This window comes from Kitasatospora brasiliensis (assembly GCF_032654805.1).
GTDB classification, from domain to species: Bacteria; Actinomycetota; Actinomycetes; order Streptomycetales; family Streptomycetaceae; genus Kitasatospora; species Kitasatospora brasiliensis.
Genome location: NZ_JAUOOW010000010.1, coordinates 223,538 through 241,105, shown reverse-complemented (window position 1 = coordinate 241,105; position 17,568 = coordinate 223,538). Strand labels below are relative to the sequence as shown.

General features: G+C 74.1%; 13 protein-coding genes, 1 tRNA gene and 2 pseudogenes. 10 read left to right on the top strand and 6 right to left on the bottom strand.

What is annotated here, in order from left to right; genetic code table 11:
• The first annotated feature begins 90 nt into the window (after positions 1–90).
• From QWJ13_RS32705 to QWJ13_RS32690, 4 genes are all read left to right on the top strand, one after another.
• Positions 91–1,809 (top strand): carboxyl transferase domain-containing protein, encoded by a 1,719-nt coding sequence (locus QWJ13_RS32705; protein ID WP_316529150.1) that lies wholly within the window; start codon positions 91–93, stop codon positions 1,807–1,809.
• A gap of 160 nt (positions 1,810–1,969) precedes the next feature.
• Positions 1,970–4,222: an ATP-binding protein gene (locus QWJ13_RS32700; protein ID WP_316529148.1), complete on the top strand. Its 2,253-nt coding sequence runs from the start codon at positions 1,970–1,972 to the stop codon at positions 4,220–4,222.
• Positions 4,219–5,205: a hydroxymethylglutaryl-CoA lyase gene (locus QWJ13_RS32695; protein WP_432277647.1), complete on the top strand. Its 987-nt coding sequence runs from the start codon at positions 4,219–4,221 to the stop codon at positions 5,203–5,205. The genes QWJ13_RS32700 and QWJ13_RS32695 overlap by 4 nt, the downstream gene beginning before the upstream one ends.
• A 179-nt stretch (positions 5,206–5,384) precedes the next feature.
• Positions 5,385–6,575: an acyl-CoA dehydrogenase family protein gene (locus QWJ13_RS32690; protein WP_316529146.1), complete on the top strand. Its 1,191-nt coding sequence runs from the start codon at positions 5,385–5,387 to the stop codon at positions 6,573–6,575.
• A gap of 195 nt (positions 6,576–6,770) precedes the next feature.
• Here QWJ13_RS32690 and QWJ13_RS32685 read toward each other — a convergent pair.
• Positions 6,771–7,196, bottom strand: a pseudogene (locus QWJ13_RS32685) (universal stress protein); the annotation flags it as partial.
• Positions 7,197–8,297: 1,101 nt separating this feature from the next.
• Here QWJ13_RS32685 and QWJ13_RS32680 point away from each other — a divergent pair.
• A complete protein-coding gene (locus QWJ13_RS32680; protein ID WP_316529145.1) occupies positions 8,298–9,065 on the top strand; it encodes an HAD family hydrolase in 768 nt (255 codons plus the stop codon).
• Between the two features lie 320 nt (positions 9,066–9,385).
• Here the strand turns inward: QWJ13_RS32680 and QWJ13_RS32675 are convergent, their stop codons facing one another.
• Together QWJ13_RS32675 and QWJ13_RS32670 are read right to left on the bottom strand one after the other, a co-directional pair.
• Complete coding sequence (locus QWJ13_RS32675) at positions 9,386–10,183, bottom strand: GNAT family N-acetyltransferase (protein ID WP_316529144.1); 798 nt, start codon at positions 10,181–10,183, stop codon at positions 9,386–9,388.
• A 229-nt stretch (positions 10,184–10,412) separates the two neighbouring features.
• Positions 10,413–10,712 (bottom strand): hypothetical protein, encoded by a 300-nt coding sequence (locus QWJ13_RS32670; protein WP_316529143.1) that lies wholly within the window; start codon positions 10,710–10,712, stop codon positions 10,413–10,415.
• A 478-nt stretch (positions 10,713–11,190) separates the two neighbouring features.
• On the opposite strand from QWJ13_RS32670, the pseudogene QWJ13_RS32665 reads away from it, so the two are divergent.
• From QWJ13_RS32665 to QWJ13_RS32645, 5 genes and pseudogenes are all read left to right on the top strand, one after another.
• Positions 11,191–12,399 (top strand): annotated as a pseudogene (locus QWJ13_RS32665) (helix-turn-helix domain-containing protein); the annotation flags it as partial.
• A 599-nt stretch (positions 12,400–12,998) separates the two neighbouring features.
• Positions 12,999–13,601: an oligoribonuclease gene (gene orn / locus QWJ13_RS32660; RefSeq protein ID WP_316529142.1), complete on the top strand. Its 603-nt coding sequence runs from the start codon at positions 12,999–13,001 to the stop codon at positions 13,599–13,601.
• A 157-nt stretch (positions 13,602–13,758) separates the two neighbouring features.
• Positions 13,759–13,834 (top strand) — tRNA-His (locus QWJ13_RS32655).
• Positions 13,835–14,017: 183 nt separating this feature from the next.
• Entirely contained in the window at positions 14,018–14,464 is a 447-nt protein-coding gene (locus QWJ13_RS32650) for a DUF4442 domain-containing protein (RefSeq protein WP_316529140.1), read from the top strand.
• 120 nt (positions 14,465–14,584) lie between these two features.
• Entirely contained in the window at positions 14,585–15,433 is an 849-nt protein-coding gene (locus tag QWJ13_RS32645; protein WP_316529138.1) for a hypothetical protein, read from the top strand.
• 18 nt (positions 15,434–15,451) lie between these two features.
• Here the strand turns inward: QWJ13_RS32645 and QWJ13_RS32640 are convergent, their stop codons facing one another.
• The 3 genes from QWJ13_RS32640 to QWJ13_RS32630 all read right to left on the bottom strand — a co-directional run bounded on the left by QWJ13_RS32640 (position 15,452) and on the right by QWJ13_RS32630 (position 17,567).
• Positions 15,452–15,919 (bottom strand): GNAT family N-acetyltransferase, encoded by a 468-nt coding sequence (locus QWJ13_RS32640; RefSeq protein ID WP_316529137.1) that lies wholly within the window; start codon positions 15,917–15,919, stop codon positions 15,452–15,454.
• Positions 15,920–16,040: 121 nt separating this feature from the next.
• On the bottom strand, positions 16,041–16,946 hold the full coding sequence (locus QWJ13_RS32635) for a spermidine synthase (protein WP_316529135.1): 906 nt from the start codon (positions 16,944–16,946) through the stop codon (positions 16,041–16,043).
• A gap of 105 nt (positions 16,947–17,051) precedes the next feature.
• Positions 17,052–17,567, bottom strand: a complete 516-nt coding sequence (locus QWJ13_RS32630) for a hypothetical protein (protein ID WP_316529133.1) — start codon at positions 17,565–17,567, stop codon at positions 17,052–17,054.
• Between the last annotated feature and the right edge of the window lies 1 nt (position 17,568).

Here is a 17,568-nt window from a genome sequence, read left to right as displayed (position 1 = left end):
TGGGCGCGTAAGTTAACGTTAATTAACGTGCTCACGGGCGGTCCGCATCCGGCCGCCCACCTGGTGCCGAGGGCAAGGGAGCTCTTGGGAATGGTCATCTCAACCACCGGCGTACCCACCGGTGTCCGGCTCAGCGCGACGGTCGGCACGACGGCACCGGGTACCGCGCCCTCCGCTTCCTCCGCGGCCGCCGCACCGGCACCCCGGCTCGGCAGCTCCGCCGACCCGGGCTCCGAGGCCTACCGAGCCAACGCCGAGGCGCACCGGGCCCTGGTCGCCGAGCTTCGCGCGAAGCTCGACGCGGCCGCCCTGGGCGGCGGCGCCAAGGCCCAAGCCCGGCACACCGCCCGCGGCAAGCTCCTGCCCCGCGACCGGGTGGACACCCTCCTCGACCCGGCCTCCCCCTTCCTGGAGCTGGCCCCGCTGGCCGCCGACGGGATGTACGACGGCGCGGCGCCCGCGGCCGGAGTGATCGCCGGCGTCGGCCGGGTCGCCGGGCGCGAGGTGATGGTGGTCGCCAACGACGCCACCGTCAAGGGCGGCACCTACTACCCGATGACGGTGAAGAAGCACCTGCGCGCCCAGGAGGTCGCGCTGGAGAACCGGCTGCCCTGCATCTACCTGGTGGACTCCGGCGGCGCCTTCCTCCCCATGCAGGACGAGGTCTTCCCGGACCGCGACCACTTCGGCCGGATCTTCTACAACCAGGCCAGGCTCTCCGCTGCGGGCATCCCGCAGATCGCCGCCGTGCTCGGCTCGTGCACGGCCGGCGGCGCGTACGTCCCGGCGATGAGCGACCAGGCGGTGATCGTCCGCAACCAGGGCACGATCTTCCTCGGCGGTCCGCCGCTGGTGAAGGCCGCCACCGGCGAGGTGGTCACGGCCGAGGAGCTGGGCGGCGGCGAACTGCACTCCGGCACCTCGGGTGTGACGGACCACCTGGCCGAGGACGACGCCCACGCCCTCTCCATCGTGCGCACGATCGTCGCCGGGCTCGGCCCGCGCGAGGCCAAGCCGTGGCCGCTCACCCCGGTCGAGCCGCCGGCCGTCGACCCAGCGGGCCTGTACGGGGCCGTGCCGGTCGACCCGCGCACGCCCTACGACGTGCGCGAGGTGATCGCCCGCCTGGTGGACGGCAGCCGGTTCGCCGAGTTCAAGGCCGAATACGGCGCGACCCTGGTCACCGGCTTCGCCCGGATCCACGGCCACCCCGTCGGCATCGTGGCCAACAACGGCGTGCTGTTCTCCGAGTCGGCGGTCAAGGGCGCCCACTTCATCGAGTTGTGCGACCAGCGGGGCATCCCCCTCCTCTTCCTCCAGAACATCACCGGGTTCATGGTCGGCCGGCAGTACGAGGCGGGCGGCATCGCCAAGCACGGCGCCAAGATGGTCAACGCCGTCGCCTGCACCCGTGTCCCGAAGCTGACCGTGGTGATCGGCGGCTCGTACGGAGCCGGCAACTACTCGATGTGCGGCCGGGCCTACTCACCTCGCTTCCTGTGGATGTGGCCGGGCGCCAAGATCTCCGTGATGGGCGGCGAGCAGGCGGCCTCCGTCCTCGCCACCGTCCGCCGCGACCAGTTGGAGGCGCACGGCGAGCAGTGGCCGACCGAGGCGGAGGAGGAGTTCAAGCGCCCCGTCCGCGAGCAGTACGAGCGCCAGGGCAACGCCTACTACGCCACCGCCCGGCTCTGGGACGACGGTGTGATCGACCCGATGGACACCCGCACCGTCGTCGGTCTCGCACTCACCGCCTGCGCCAACGCCCCGCTGGCACCGCCCGCTCCGTACGGCGTCTTCCGCATGTGACCCCTCTCCTGGTGTCACTGCTCCCGATGCCGCTCCCGGCGCCCGCGACCCCTCCCTTCCGGGTGTGACGCCCCGCGGTGCCGGCCCACCCGGGCCGGCACCCCGACCGCCCACCGCCACCTCCTTCGTACGGCCCCCTCGACCCGGAGGAACACCTCCCATGTTCGACACAGTTCTGGTCGCCAACCGCGGCGAGATCGCCCTCCGGGTGATCCGCACCCTGCGGCGGCTCGGCGTCCGCTCGGTCGCCGTGTTCAGCGACGCGGACGCCGACGCGCCGCACGTCCGTGAGGCCGACGTCGCGGTCCGGCTCGGCCCGGCCGACCGCAGCGACAGCTCGGCGTCCGAGACCTACCTGCGGACCGACCAGATCCTCGCCGCCGCCCGCCGCACCGGCGCCCAGGCCGTCCACCCCGGCTACGGCTTCCTCGCCGAGAACCCCGGCTTCGCCCGCGCCTGTGCCGACGCGGGCCTCGTCTTCATCGGACCACCTCCCGGTGCGGTCGAGCTGATGGGTGACAAGATCAACGCCAAGGAGGCCGTCCGGGCGGCCGGCGTCCCGGTGGTGCCCGGCAGCCAGGCCACCGCGCCCACCGACGAGGACCTCGTCGCCGCCGCCGACGAGATCGGCTACCCCGTGCTGCTCAAGCCGTCCGCCGGCGGCGGCGGCAAGGGCATGCGCCTCGTGCGGGACCGCGCCGACCTGCCCACCGAGATCGCCGCCGCCCGCCGCGTGGCCCGCACCGCCTTCGGTGACGACACCCTGCTGCTGGAACGCTGGATCGATCGGCCGCGCCACATCGAGGTGCAGGTGCTCGCCGACGCCCACGGCACCACCGTCCACCTCGGCGAGCGCGAGTGCAGCCTCCAGCGCCGCCACCAGAAACTGATCGAAGAGGCTCCCTCCGTTCTCCTCAATGCCGAGACCCGCGCCGCGATGGGCGCCGCGGCCGTCCGCGCCGCGGAGTCCTGCGGCTACACCGGCGCCGGCACCGTGGAGTTCATCGTCCCCGGCATCGACCCGGACGCTCCCGCCTCCGCCTCCGAGGAGGTGCGGGACTTCTTCTTCATGGAGATGAACACCCGTCTCCAGGTGGAACACCCCGTCACCGAGCTCGCCGTCGCGGTCGGCGCGGACTCAGCCCGACTCGACCTGGTCGAGTGGCAGCTGCGCGTCGCCGCCGGCGAACCGCTCTCCTTCAGCCAGTCCGACATCTCCTTCCTGGGCCACGCCATCGAGGCCCGCATCTGCGCCGAGGATCCGGAACGGGACTTCCTGCCCACCGGCGGCCGCATCCTCACCCTGGACGAGCCCCGGGGCGAGGGCATCCGCGTCGACTCCGGAGTGGCCCCCGGAACCGTCGTCACCAGCGCCTACGACCCCATGCTCGCCAAGGTCATCGCATACGGGCCCGACCGCCCGACCGCGCTGCGCCGGCTCCGCGCGGCACTGGCCGACACCCGCATCCTGGGCGTCACCACCAACACCGGCTTCCTGCGCCGACTCCTCGCACACCCCGAGGTCGTCGCCGGCCACCTGGACACCGGCCTGGTGGAGCAGACGGCCCAGGAGCAGCCGGCCCTGCTCACCGCGCCGTACTCCCCCACGAACGCGACCGGCCCGGACGCGTCCGCGACGGCCGAACCGCCGTCGCCCGCTCACCTCCTCTACTACGCGGCCGCGCTGGCGCGGCACCTGGAACTCACCCCGGCCGCCGACCCCGACGGCTGGACCGACCCCTTCTCCCTTCCCTCCGGCTGGCGCCTGGGCGGCACCCCCGCCTGGACCACCCACCGACTCCGTACCCCCGGCCAGGATCCGGTGGCGGTGCGCGTTCGCTCGATCACTGCGGGCAACGTAACCGATGCCACTGACAATTCCGCCGGCCTCACCCGCGAGGTGGAGCTCCGGCTCGACGAAGGGGCCGCGCACCGGGCCCGCGCGACCCTGGCCGGCGACCGGCTGCACCTGACCGTCGACGGCCTCCAGACCACGTTCTCGCTGGCCACCGACGCCACCCCCGGCCTCGCCGCCGGACCGGTGACCTGGCTCGGCATCGAGGGCGACGCCTGGCCGCTGCACGCCTACGACCCCGTGGTCGAGAACGCCGCCGGGGCCGGCGCCCACCACGGCGCCCTGACCGCCCCGATGCCCGGCACCGTCACCGTCGTCAAGACCACGGCGGGCGAGACGGTCCGCAAGGGCCAGCCCCTGCTCGTGCTGGAGGCCATGAAGATGGAACACGTGATCGCCGCGCCGCACGACGGCGTGGTGACGGAACTGCGGGCCACCGCCGGCGCCACCGTCGCGATGGAGGACCTGCTGGTCGTGGTCACCCCGGCCGAGGACGCCCCGGCCGAACCGGCCGCCGCGCCCGCCGCTTCCGCCGAGCCCGTGGAGGTACGGTCGTGACCGCCCCCGCCCGCGAGCCCGACGCCCTCGACCTGGGCCTGCCCGACCCGGTCCGCGCCGCCGGCCTGCCCGAGGAGGTCCGGATCCACGAGGTCGGACCGCGCGACGGCCTCCAGAACGAGAAGTCCCTGGTGCCGGTCGAGGTCAAGGCCGAGTTCATCGCCCGGCTCGCCGCCGCCGGCCTGCGCACCGTCGAGACCACCAGCTTCGTTCACCCGAAATGGGTACCTCAGCTGGCTGACGCCGAGGAGCTGGTCCCCCGGCTCGCCGGGCTGCCGGAGCGCCACCCCGGTCTGCGGCTGCCGGTGCTGGTGCCGAACGAGCGCGGTCTGGACCGCGCGCTCGCCCACCACGCCTCGGACATCGCGGTGTTCGCCAGCGCCACCGAGACCTTCGCCCGCCGCAACCTCAACCGCTCGGCGGACGAGGCCATGGAGATGTTCCGCCCGGTCGTGGTCCGGGCCACCGAGGCCGGGGTCGCGGTCCGCGGCTACCTCTCGATGTGCTTCGGCGACCCGTGGGAGGGCCCCGTCCCGGTGGACCAGGTGGTCCGCTACGGCGTGCGGCTGCTGGAGCTGGGCTGCGCGGAGCTGAGCCTGGGTGACACCATCGGGGTGGCCACCCCGGGCCAGGTCGCCGCCCTGCTGGCGGGATTCGCCCGGGCCGGCGTCCCGGTCGACCGGCTCGCCGTGCACTTCCACGACACCTACGGCCAGGCGCTCAGCAACACCCTGGCGGCGCTGCGCGAGGGCGTCACCACGGTGGACGCCTCGGCAGGCGGCCTGGGCGGCTGCCCGTACGCGAAGAGCGCCACCGGCAACCTGGCCACCGAGGACCTGGTCTGGATGCTGCACGGGCTCGGCGTCCGGACCGGCGTCGACCTGCGCGCCCTGGTCGCCACCAGCGGCTGGATGGCCGAGCGCCTCGGCCGACCGAGCCCCTCGCGCACCGTCCAGGCCCTGCTCGGCTCCGCCCGGAGCTGACCCGCCCGTCCCCGCCTCCGGCGCCGGCCTCCCGTACGGGTCCGGCCGGCGCCACGCACCACGTTCATCGCTCGACGTTCATCCTTCCATCGCACCGTGCGACCGTCATACCGTTCGACGGACGCCGGTCGACCCGCTCACGTCCGCGACCGGCCCCGCCGGACGCCAGGAGGATCACCGTGTTCGACCACCGACTCAGCAGCGAGTACGAGGAACTGCGGCGCACCGTCGCCGAGTTCGCCCAGGACGTGGTGGCGCCGAAGATCGGCGACTACTACGAGCGGGAGGAGTTCCCGTACGAGATCGTCCAGGAGATGGGGCGGATGGGGCTCTTCGGCCTGCCCTTCCCGGAGGAGTACGGCGGCATGGGCGGCGACTACTTCGCCCTCGGCCTCGCCCTGGAGGAACTCGCCCGCGTCGACTCCTCGGTGGCGATCACCCTGGAGGCCGCCGTCTCGCTCGGCGCGATGCCGATCTACCGGTTCGGCACCGAGGAGCAGAAGCGCGAGTGGCTGCCCCGGCTGACCTCCGGCGAACTCCTCGGCGCCTTCGGCCTCACCGAGCCGGAGGGCGGGTCGGACGCGGGGGCCACCCGCACCACGGCGCGCTACGACGAGGCCACCGACGAGTGGGTCATCAACGGCACCAAGTGCTTCATCACCAACTCCGGCACCGACATCACCGGCCTGGTCACTGTCACCGCGCTCACCGAACCGATCGCTCGTTCGAGTGAAGAAGGCGAATTCCGCTCGCCTGTACGGGAGATCTCCTCCATCATCGTGCCCACCGGGACCCCCGGCTTCCAGGTCTCGAAGAAGTACTCGAAGGTCGGGTGGAACGCATCCGACACCCGCGAACTGTCCTTTACCGACTGCCGCGTTCCCGCGGCCAACCTGCTGGGCCAGCGTGGCCGAGGCTACGCCCAGTTCCTGCGGATCCTCGACGAGGGCCGCATCGCGATCGCGGCCCTGGCCACCGGCCTGGCCCAGGGCTGCGTCGACGAGTCCGTGAAGTACGCCGGCGAGCGCCGGGCCTTCGGCCGGCCGATCGGCGCCAACCAGGCCATCCAGTTCAAGCTTGCCGACATGGAGCTGCGCGCCCACACCTCCCGCCTGGCCTGGCGGGACGCCGCTTCCCGGCTGCTGCACGGCGAACCGTTCAAGAAGGAGGCCGCGATCGCGAAGCTGTACTCGTCCGAGGCCGCCGTCGACAACGCCCGCGAGGCGACCCAGATCCACGGCGGGTACGGCTTCATGAACGAATTCCCGGTCGCCCGTTTCTGGCGCGACTGCAAGATCCTGGAGATCGGGGAGGGCACGTCCGAAGTCCAGCGCATGCTCATCGCCCGGGAGCTCGGCGTCAGTTCGTGACGATCACTTCCTGATGGTCACCTCCTGAGCCGCACCCGCCGGAGCGATGCGCCGCTGGACGCAACGCTCGACTCAACGCTCAACGTGCCGCTCAACAAAGCTCACCATGAGGGGAGTTGATGTCCGCGGCGGCGAAGGAGGCATCAGGAGAGGTGACCAGTGGGCGACTTCGGGAGGAGTCGCGAAAACAGGGCCTCAGGGGATCACGATCACCGGGCGGTTGGCCCGCCGCGCCAGCCGCCCGGAGACCGAGCCGAAGATCTTGCCGAGCAGGCCGTGCGTCGTGCCGACGACGATCGCGTCGGCGGCGTACTCACGGCCGACCTCCTCGATCTCGTGGCAGATGTCCCCGCCCCGCTCGATCAGAACCCACGGCACTCCGGTCAGGAAGTCCGCGCAGGCGAGTTCCAGGCCGAGGACCTCGGTCCGGTGGTCGGGGAGGTCGACGAAGACGGGCGGCTCGCAGCCGGCCCAGACCGTCGCGGGCAGCCGGTTGGCGACGTGCACGATCACCAGGCCGCACTGCGAGCGGCGCGCCATGCCGACGGCGTAGGCGAGGGCGCGCTCGCTCGACAGCGAGCCGTCGAAGCCGACCACCACGCCGTGCTGGAACACCGGATCGAGGTACGGCGCCGGGGTGGCCTGCCCGGACGGCTCGGCGTGCCCGCCCAGCGGGCCGACCGCGCCGGAGGCCGCTTCCGGGCGGTCCGCGCCCGGGCCCAGGCGGCCGGTCATCGGAGACCTCTCGGGGTCGCCCGGGGGCTCGTCACGCCGCCGGCGGGGCCCTGGGTGGTCACGGCGCGCAAGGCTGCCCCGGCGGGCAAAGCCGCGCAGAACGCGCGCGAAGCCCTGCGGGCCCTCGCGGCCCGCTCCGGGCTCCCCTGGCTCTCCCCGCTCCGTCGGCCGCGCCGCGTCGGCTCCGGCGACGACGTCGGCGAGCTTGGCAGGCCCGGCCGCACCGCCGCCCGCGCTGTCGCCCACACCGCCATCCGCACAGCCGACGCTGCCGTGCTCGTTTCCCTCGTCGTTTCCGTCGTCGCTTCCGTCGTCCTGTCCGTGGCCGCTTCCGGGCTCGTCTCGGTGGTCCGCGTGGTCCGCGTGGTCCGCGCGAACCTCGGCCCGGCCGTCGGACTGATCAGGGGCAGGCCCATCGGCCGGGCCCACGCTGCGGGACGTGTCCGGTTCAACCGGTCGGGGAGGCTCAAAACCAGCCATGGCTCACGGCTCTTCGATGGAGAGGGGCCGACAGGAGGGGAGAACAACGCTGCCCGGGCAGCAGGCCCGCCCACGGGATGACGTCGGTCTGCGACGCGCAGCACCGTATGTGACCTGTTCCTTTCAGAGTACGACGAGCATGGGGCCCAGCCCAGCGGCGAAGCCCCGGAGCGACGTTGTTCCCGCGAAAGAGGGATGCGCCCGCCGAGGCCGTGCGCCCCGTCCACAGGCGATCGCGCCCCCTTCGGAAAGGAGGTTCCCTGGAGCTTGACGGAGTGAACCGGGCGACGCAACAGCCCCGCGGGACACCGTGACCGGACTGTCATGGATCGGCGACGATCCGTTGCGGCACGTCGCGAACCGTGACATCCGAACCAACCCCAACAGCCCCAACTGTCCCGGGCGGCACCGCCCGTCACAGGTGCGCGGAGGCCGTTTCAGCCACTACGTACGGCTTCGCGACGCCGTCTGGCATTTGCCACGTGCATAGGCGCGGCCGCTGGCACCATGCTCGACATGCCCCTGCTGCTGTTCGACCTCGACAACACCCTGTTGCCCCGGGACGCCGCCTACCGGGCCTGGGCGCAGGACCTCCTGTCCGAGCACGACCTCCCGCCCGGCGACCTCGACTGGTTCGTCACCCTCGACGGCGGCGGCTACGTACCTCGCAGCACCGTACTGTCGGCGGTTCGGCGCCGCTACGGCCTGGACGTCTCCACCGACTTCCTGTCCGCCCACTACCGACGCGGCATCAACTCCCACATCCACTGCCCGCCCCGACACATCGAGGCGCTGCGGGCCGCGCGGGCGGCCGGCTGGACGCTGGGGATCGTCAGCAACGGTGGCACCCGGCCTCAGTTGGAGAAGATCCGGCGGACCGGGCTGAGCCCGCTGGTCGACGGCTGGGTTATCTCCGAGGAGGCCGACTGCCTCAAGCCGGACCCGTTGATCTTCGAGATGGCGGCGCAGCGGTGCGGCGTCGCGCCCACCGGGGACTGGGCCGACCACACCTGGATGATCGGGGACCACGCGCCCGCCGACATCGCCGGCGCCGAACTGGCCGGGCTGCGCAGCGTCTGGCTGCACCACGGTCGGCCGTGGACGGAGAGCGGCTACCGGCCGACGCTGAAGGCGGCAGGCTTGCCGGAGGCCGTCGGCCAGGTGCTCGCCGCGCGGAACGCGCCCTCGCCCCGGGTGGGCGTCCGCTCCGGCGGGCCGCTCCGGAAGGCGGCAGCGGGCGGGCCGGCCCACGCGACGGCGCTGGTCGGCGCCTAGTCCGGCGCGAGGTCCGGCGCACGTCCCACGACGGCCGCTCTGGACGGCCGGAGTGCACCCGTTCCCGCGAACGCGGGGGCGGCCGGCGACCTCGTCCCGGCAGGTGGGCTCGGTGTCCGAAACCGATCCGGCGGGTTTGCCGTGATCGCCGCGGCCCGCATGGACACCGGAGCGGGTCCGGCTGTGGTGGCGGCCGCCCGGTAGCGGCCGCCCGCCCACTCCCTCATGACGACGGCTCCGCCCGGCCCTCTCCCCTACTCCACGCCCTCCTCACCCCGCCGGCTCCCCACTCCGCCGACTCCGCTACTCCGCCGACTCCCCTACTCCGCCGACGTACGGGTCCACCACCGTGTCCGCGTCTGCTCGACGAAGCCGAGCTTGCGGTAGAGCGGTTCGCCGAGGGCGGTGGCGACCAGGGTGGCCGGGCGGTCCGGGTGAGCGTGCGTCAGGGCGGCCTGGAGGACGGCGTGGGCCGCTCCCCGGCCGCGCTGGTCGGGCAGGGTCGCGACCCAGTACAGGCCGGTGGCCCGGCCGTCGTCATAGGTGAGGCTGGTGGCCGCCACCGCGCCGTCGAGGCGGCCGAGCCAGGCCCGCCAGCCGGGTATGTCCAGCAGTCCTTCCGGGAGCGCCTCGCCGCGGCTCCAGGGCTGGCGGGCGGGCAGCGGGAAGCCCTCCACGATCGTCCGTTCGACCAGGGCGAAGCTGTCGCCGTCCCGCGCCTCATCGACCGTCAGGACACCGCCTCCGCGCGCCTCCGAGACCGCGGGAAGGGCGTCGGTCGCGCCCTCGACCGGGCCCGGGTCCCGGACCATCACCGCCATGAGCGGCATCCGGGAGGCCCCGAGGGCGGAGAGGTCGAGCCCGCCGTACGGGTCCTCCACGGTGCAGCGTATGGTCGACCACTCGGCCATGAGCTCCGCCAACTCCTGCTCCACGGCGGACGGTTCCCCGTAGGGGCGGGTCACCACGAAGCGGTGCGCGTCGTCCGGGGTGCGGGCGCAGCGGACGGCGGTCAGGCCTGGTCGGACGCTGGACTGCCAGCCGTGGACGCGGGCCTGGGCGAGCCAGAAGGCGGCGGCGTTGTCGTTGGCCCGTTCGAGCCGGCTGTGGGTGTTCACGGCAGGACCGTAACCCGGTGGTCCGGTTCCCGGTTCCGCCGTCCAGGGCTTGGCCGGATGAAGCCTGGGAGGCGCACGACTTCTCCGTGTGCGCCCCCTCGTGCACCGCCGATTTTCGGTCAATTTCGCTCCGATCCCTCCCGCTTGGACAAATCCGCAGCCCAGACCTGCCGGCCGGGCGCACCGAAGCCGGACGCCCCAGGAGTGGTCCCGCGACAACCAGCCACCGTTACCCCGGCCCTCTTCCCAGAAAGGTCGACGGGTGCCACGCTTCGTGATCGAATGCATCACGCCAAATTGCCATGTCGACATAGCGCCGGATGGTGAACTTGTCACAACGGCAACGGTCCACCCGATAGATTTCGATCTTGGCGAGCAGTGCCGCACCACCCACACCACACCACCGAGGGGGCTTGAGCGCCTTGAGCAGGGTGAGCAGGAGCGACGCGGGTCCTGACAGCGGCCAGTCGGCGGCCGGCAGCACGGGTCGGTCCACGAGAAGCACCGGCACCTCCGCGATCTCCGCCACCACCCGCACCTCCGGCACCCCGGGCATCTCCGGCGGCGCCGCCTCGCACTCCTCGTATCCCGCAGTGCCCTGCCCCGGGACGGGCGCCGGTTTCGGCCCCGGTGCGGTCCCGGCCGGCGGCGAGCACGGCCAGTCGGCCTTCGGTGGAGCGCCTTTCGGCGGAACGCCCATCGGAGGGGCGCCCGCCGGAGGACAGCAGTCCGGACAGCATTACGGGCAGCAGTTCGGCGGACAGCCCGTCAGCCGAGGCGGCGTCACCCCCGGCCAGCCCTACGGCGGCGACCACCCGGGCCATTCCGGCCACCCGGGTCATCCCGGCTACGGCGGCCACCCCGGCTACGGCGCCCCCGGCCTGAACGGCACCCCCGGGAGCGCCCCCGGGCCAACCGGCGGTCCCCTCGGCGGCCTCGCGCTCGGCGGCGGGCCCGGCCCGAACGGCTCACACGGCTCGCACGGCTCGAACGGCTCCCCGACCCCGATGACGGCCTCCGCCCCGCGCAAGCTGTCCGGCCGACGCCGCCGGGAGACCGTCGCGGTCCTGATCTTCGGCGGCGCCCCGATCTTCGAGAGCTCCATCCCGCTCTCCGTCTTCGGCGTCGACCGCCAGGACGCCGGGGTGCCCCGCTACCGCCTGCTGGTCTGCGCCGGGGAGGAGGGCCCGCTGGCCACTACCGGCGGCCTGACCCTCTCCGCCCCGTACGGCCTGGAGGCACTCGCCCGAGCCGGCACGATCGTCGTACCGGCCTGGCGCTCGATCTCCCAGCCGCCGCCGGTCGAGGCGATCACCGCCCTGCGCAAGGCCCACCACGAGGGCGCGCGGATCATCGGGCTCTGCACCGGGGCCTTCGTCCTGGCGGCCGCCGGTCTGCTGGACGGCCGTCCGGCGACCACCCACTGGATGTACGCGCCGACGCTGGCCAAGCGCTACCCGAGGGTTCATGTCGACCCGCGCGAGCTGTTCGTCGACGACGGCGACGTGCTGACCTCGGCCGGCACCGCCGCCGGCATCGACCTCTGCCTGCACGTGGTGCGCAGCGACCACGGCGCCGAGGCGGCCAACGCGCTGGCCCGCCGCCTGGTGGTGCCGAGCCGCCGCGGCGGCGGAGGACAGGCGCAGTACATCGATCAGTCTTTACCGGAGGAGATCGGCAACGACCCGCTGGCCGAGGTGGTCACCTGGGCGTTGGAGAACCTCAACCAGCAGTTCGACGTCGAGGTGCTGGCGGCTCGCGCGTACATGAGCCGGCGCACCTTCGACCGGCGGTTCCGCACGCTCACCGGCAGCGCGCCGTTGCAGTGGCTGATCACCCAGCGGGTGCTCCAGGCGCAGCGGCTGCTGGAGACCTCGGAACTGTCGGTGGACGACGTCGCGCGCCGGTGCGGGTTCCGTTCGCCGGTGGCGTTGCGCGGGCACTTCCGCCGCCAGCTCGGGGTCTCCCCGGCCGCGTACCGGACCAGTTACCGGTCCCGTCGTCCCGGTCAGCAGTCGCCCGCGCCGGCCGGTGCGCTCGGCGACCTGCGGCTGTCCGGAGCGCCGGCGCACCCGGCGGCGGGCGCGGTCGCGCCGGTGGGCGGTCCGCTGTTCGGCGGGGCGCACGGCGGACCGTCGGCCCAGCCGGTCCCGGTCGGCCCGCACGGACAGCCGGTGCCGCACGGCCAGCACGGGCAGCACGGCCAGGCCGGGGCGCCGGCCGGTCAGGGCTTCCACGCCCGCGCCGGTCAGCCGTACCCGCACCAGCAGGCCGCGCAGCAGTCGCACCCCGGGCAGCAGGGTGCGGCCGGGCGCGGTCCGGTGCGGCCGCCGGTGGTTCCGCCGCAGGCCGGGCCGGGGGCGGGGACCGGGCGTCCGCCGCGCACCGCCGAGCACGCGGCGGCGGAGGACGGCCTCCCGCAGCCGGGCGCGCGCGGCCAGGGCCAGGGGCACCGGAGTGCGGTCGAGCGGTCGGCGGACGAGCCGGGCGGGGCCGGGCGCGGTCACGGTGCGGCGGCCGGGCGGCTGTCGGCTCCGGCCGGGCAGCCGGGCGCCGGGGCGGGCGAGCTCCGTGGTCGTCAGGCGCGGGCTCCGCAGGTCCGCGCCCAGGCGGGTCGGCCGACGGCCGAAACCGCCCGGGGGGCGGCCCGCGACGCCCGGACCGGACGGGACGGCCTCGCGGTCCGGACCGGACGGGAGGGCGAGCACCCGGACGGTCACGGTCCGCACGACGGGCCGGAGGAGCACCAGGCCGAGGCGCCCCGCTCCGCCCCACCGGTCCCCGCGGCGCGTGATCGCGCCGTAGGGTGAGTTGTGTGAATGACCGTTTGGTATGGATCGACTGTGAAATGACCGGCCTCGACCTCGACCGGGACGCCCTGGTCGAGGTCGCGGTGCTGGTGACGGACTCCGAGCTGAACATCCTCGGCGAGGGAGTGGACGTCATCATCCGGCCGCCGGCGGAGGCGCTGGCGACCATGCCCGAGGTGGTGCGCACGATGCACACCGCCTCCGGGCTGCTGGAGGAGCTGGAGCAGGGCATGACCCTGGCCGAGGCCGAGGAGCGGGTGCTCGCCTACGTGCGCGAGCACGTTCCGGAGGCCGGGAAGACCCCGCTGTGCGGCAACTCGGTGGCCACCGACCGCGGCTTCCTGGCCCGGGACATGCCGGCCCTGGAGAAGCACCTGCACTACCGGATCGTGGACGTCTCCTCGATCAAGGAGCTGGCCCGCCGCTGGTACCCGAAGGCGTACTACAACAGCCCGCAGAAGGGCGGCAACCACCGGGCGCTCGCCGACATCCGGGAGAGCATCAACGAACTGCGGTACTACCGCGAGGCGGTGTTCGTGCCGCAGCCCGGCCCGGACGCCGACACCGCGCGGACGATCGCCGCGAAGTACCAGGCTCCGACGAACTGACCCCCGGGCCCCGGACCGCCTCCGGGGCCCCGCCCGCAGGCCGGAGAGGGTGCCCGTGCTCACCGGATGGAAACCCTGGCGCGAGCACCCTCTCGGATCCTGTAGAGTTCTTCTTGTCGGAACGGGAACGCGAGAGCGGGAACGGACCGGACAGATGGTGGGTGTAGCTCAGTTGGTAGAGCACCTGGTTGTGGTCCAGGTGGCCGCGGGTTCGAGTCCCGTCACTCACCCCAGAGCCTGAGGGGCCGATCTCTTCAAGAGATCGGCCCCTCAGGCGTTTTCGCGTTCCCTCAGCTGTGCACGGCCTCAGTTGTGCGGCCCCGCACCCGGATGTGCGCTCCGTCACACCCGCCCGGAGGGCCGGCTTTCCCGTCGACCTCTGCCGCCGGAAGCTACCGGCTAGTAACATCGTCGCCATGACCACACCCACGATCGGCCAGATGCTCGACTCCACCGTGCCGATGGCGCACACCCTGAAGCTGGAGTACCTGGAGACCACCCCGGAGCGCGCCGTGCTCCGACTGCCGGACCAGCCCGCGTTCCACAACCACGTCGGCGGCCCGCACGCCGGCGCGATGTTCACGCTGGCCGAGTCCGCCAGCGGCTGCGTCGTGCTCGCCGCCTTCGGCGACCAGCTGTCCCGGGCCGTGCCGCTCGCGGTGAACGCCGAGATCGCGTACAAGAAGCTCGCCATGGGCGAGGTCACCGCCACCGCCGTGCTCGGCCGCCCGGCCGCCGAGGTCGTCGCCGAGCTGGACGCCGGCGGCCGCCCCGAGTTCCCGGTCAGCGTCGAGATCACCCGCGCCGACGGCGCCGTCACCGGCGTGATGACGGTCACCTGGACGCTGCGCCCCAACTCCTGACCGCCACGCGGTCGGTGACCCCGGGAGCGCCCACCCCGGGGTCACCGTACGATGACTTTCCGTGACGGCCGGCAGGACGCGGGCGTGACCTCACCGCCCGGCCGGTCGTTCTCGATTCACGTGCGAGCCAATCACGCGACCAAGCCCCAGGAACCCGCCCCCCGCGGCGGCACCGGTGCCCGCCGCGGGATCGCCCGATGCCTGCCCCGCCCCCGCACCGCCGCGGCCGCGGGAGCCCTGATCGCGCAGCTCTGGGGCTTCGGCGCCCCCATGGCGCACGCGGCCGCCGTCGACCCCTTGCGGGACCCGGTCCAGCCCGCCGTCCGCCGCGCCCTGCACGGTGCGCCGGCGCTCGACCGTCCGATCCTCGACGGGCCCGCGCTCGACGGGCAGTCAGCCGCCCTCCCCGTCGGCCCCGGGCAGGCGGCCGGCGGCGGTCCGCTCGACGGGGTCACCGGGGCGGTCGGCGACACCCTCCAGGACCGGATCCGGGCCGGCGGACTGCCCCTGCCCGGCCAACGGGCGGCCGTCCCCGACGCCTTCGCGCTAGCCTCCGGCCTGCTCGGCGGCCTCCCCGCCCAAGCCCGGGCCACCGAAACCCACACCTCCCGGGAGAGCGGGCAAGCCGACCCGCACTCCGCCGGCGAACGCCGGATCGGCCTCGGCCGCCCCACCGCTCCCCGGCAGGACGAGGCCGAACAGGCCTCCTCGACCCAGGAGGCGGCGCCCGCGGCCGTCATCGAGGCCGGGCCCGCCGCCGAACCCGACCGGGCAACGGACGCCACGGCCGCCGCCGCACCGGGCGACGGTGGGACGCCCGAGACGGTGGCCATCGCCGACACCGCCGCGGCGACCGCCTCGACCGACGACTCCGCCACCGCGACCGCCGTCCTCGCCCCGATCGCCGCCGGGCTGCTGCTCACCGGGGCGGCCATGTGCAAGCACCGCGGACTGCCGCGCGGACACTGACCGGGCGGAGAACGGCCGCTACGCCCCCGCGGTCGTGGCCAGTTCCAGGTCCAGCAGCGGGAGTTCGCGCCCCGGAATCGAGCCGGACGGGATGCTGCCGGTCCGGGTGGCGCCCATCGCCAGGTAGAACGGCTCGGCGTTCGGATCGGACTCGATGACGAGCCGGCGCAGACCGAGCGTCACGGCCCGCTCCCGGGCCCGCTCGAACAGTGCCCGGCCGACGCCGCGGCCGATCGACTCGGGCTCGACGAAGAGCCGGTCCAGCGACCCCGTCGGCGGCGGGCCGGAGAGCGAGGCGAACCCCAGCAGCCGCCCGCCGTCCTCGGCGACCAGCGTGACCGACCGCTCGATCGCCTCGGCGCCCACGGTCAGCTCCTCCCGGCAGGCGGCCATGAACGCCTCGTCGTAGCCCCAGTACGCCTTGGAGCGCAGCGCGATGCCGGTGAGCAGGGCGGCCTCCTCCGGCCGGGCCGGTCTGATGTCCATGGCGTCCCCCTCGGGTCGGTGGCCGGACGGCGGGTGGCCGAACGGCAGGCGGCCGGACGGCGGCACCATTGTCAGCCGCGATCCGACCGTCCACCGACGGTTTCCGGCAGCCCCGGGGACCTCAGCGGAACACCCCCGGCGGCGGCTCCGGGGACGGGGTCGCCGTGGCGTCCGTCGCCGGGACGGCGCCCGCCGCGAAGTCGGTGAGGGCGCGCCCGTGTTCGACCCGGGCGTGGGCGGAGTCGGAGGCGGCACGGCGGGTGAGGTCGCCGGTCGGCAGCGGGGTGTGGGCGGCCGCCAGAACGAGGTTGCCGAAGCGCTTGCCGCGCAGCACGGCGGGGTCGGCGATCAGGCACAGCTCGGGGAAGACCGCGCCGAGAGTGGCGACCTGGGAGCGGGCGAAGGGCAGCGCGCCGCCGTCGGCGATGTTGGCGGTGTACCAGCCGCCGGGGGCGAGGGCGCGGGCGGCGAGGGTGGTGAACTCGACGGTGGTGCAGTGGGCCGGGGTGCGGGCCCCGGAGAAGACGTCGGTGATCACCAGGTCGACGCTGCCCTCGGGGGTGCGCTCCAGCACGCTGCGGGCGTCCGCGCCGCGCACCTTGATCTGCCAGCCGCGTTCCAACGGCAGCTCGGTGCGGACGAGTTCGGTGAGCTCGGTGTCGATCTCGGCGACCTGTTGGCGGGAGCGCGGCCGGGTCGCCGCGACGTAGCGGGCCAGGGTGAGGGCGCCGCCGCCGAGGTGCAGGACGGTCAGCGGGCGGCCGGGCGGGGCGACCAGGTCGATCAGGTGGCCGAGGCGGCGCTGGTACTCGAAGCCGAGGCGGGTGGGGTCGGCGAGGTCGACCAGGGACTGCGGGGCGCCGTCGATCAGCAACGTCCAGGCGGCGGGCCGGTCGCGGTCGGGGCGCAGCTCGGCCAGGCCGGAGCCGACGGGACGGCTGAGCGGGCCCTGGGCGTGGGTGCGCCCACCTGGTCCGGTGGTGGCCGCGGGTTCGCCGCCGCGGGTGGCTCTGCTGCTTCGTCCCATACCGGCCATTATCGCCGTCGGGGAGGAACACCCACAGGTCAGGGGCGTACGGCGGGGACCCGGCCGGGGGCTCCCCGGCCCGGCGGGATCCGCGCGGCACGCCCGTCAGAACGGGCCGAGGCCGCCCGCGGTGAGGGTGCAGGCGGCCTCGCAGAGGGCGGAACGGAGCACCCAGGCGTCGGTGGGGCGCGAGGTGCGGCCCGCGCCGGAGGGCGGGATCACCCAGCGCGAGTCGTTGGCGGCGGGCAGCAGGGCGCCGGCCGTACAGGAGCTGCCGGGCAGGTGCCAGGTCTCCCAGGTGCCGGCCGGGACGAGGAAGGAGACGGTGCTGCCGTTGCGGCTCTGGAGGACGGCTCCGCAGGCGCGGCGCAGTCTCAGGATGTCGACGGCTTCCAGGCCGTGCCGCAGGGCGACGGTCACGGTGTCGCAGGTGGTGACGAGGGTGCCCTCGTCGGGGGTGGTGCGCTCGCGCCGGTGGCCGCCGCAGGGGGTGCGGCCGCCCTGGACCTGGCCCCGGCCGGAGGCCCGGTCGTCGGCGGGTTCGGGGAGCAGGGCCGGAGCCGCGCCGGCGAGTACTCCCCCGGGGACGGGTCGGTACTTCGGCAGTCCGGTGGCCATCATG

What these genes read in the sequence shown, in the direction of transcription:
- QWJ13_RS32705 (WP_316529150.1), top strand. Translation starts at nt 91, where the DNA reads ATGGTCATCTCAACCACCGGCGTACCCACCGGTGTCCGGCTCAGCGCG.
- QWJ13_RS32700 (WP_316529148.1), top strand. Translation starts at nt 1,970, where the DNA reads ATGTTCGACACAGTTCTGGTCGCCAACCGCGGCGAGATCGCCCTCCGG.
- QWJ13_RS32680 (WP_316529145.1), top strand. Translation starts at nt 8,298, where the DNA reads ATGCTCGACATGCCCCTGCTGCTGTTCGACCTCGACAACACCCTGTTG.
- QWJ13_RS32650 (WP_316529140.1), top strand. Translation starts at nt 14,018, where the DNA reads ATGACCACACCCACGATCGGCCAGATGCTCGACTCCACCGTGCCGATG.
- QWJ13_RS32640 (WP_316529137.1), bottom strand. Translation starts at nt 15,919, where the DNA reads ATGGACATCAGACCGGCCCGGCCGGAGGAGGCCGCCCTGCTCACCGGC.
- QWJ13_RS32635 (WP_316529135.1), bottom strand. Translation starts at nt 16,946, where the DNA reads ATGGGACGAAGCAGCAGAGCCACCCGCGGCGGCGAACCCGCGGCCACC.
- QWJ13_RS32630 (WP_316529133.1), bottom strand. Translation starts at nt 17,567, where the DNA reads ATGATGGCCACCGGACTGCCGAAGTACCGACCCGTCCCCGGGGGAGTA.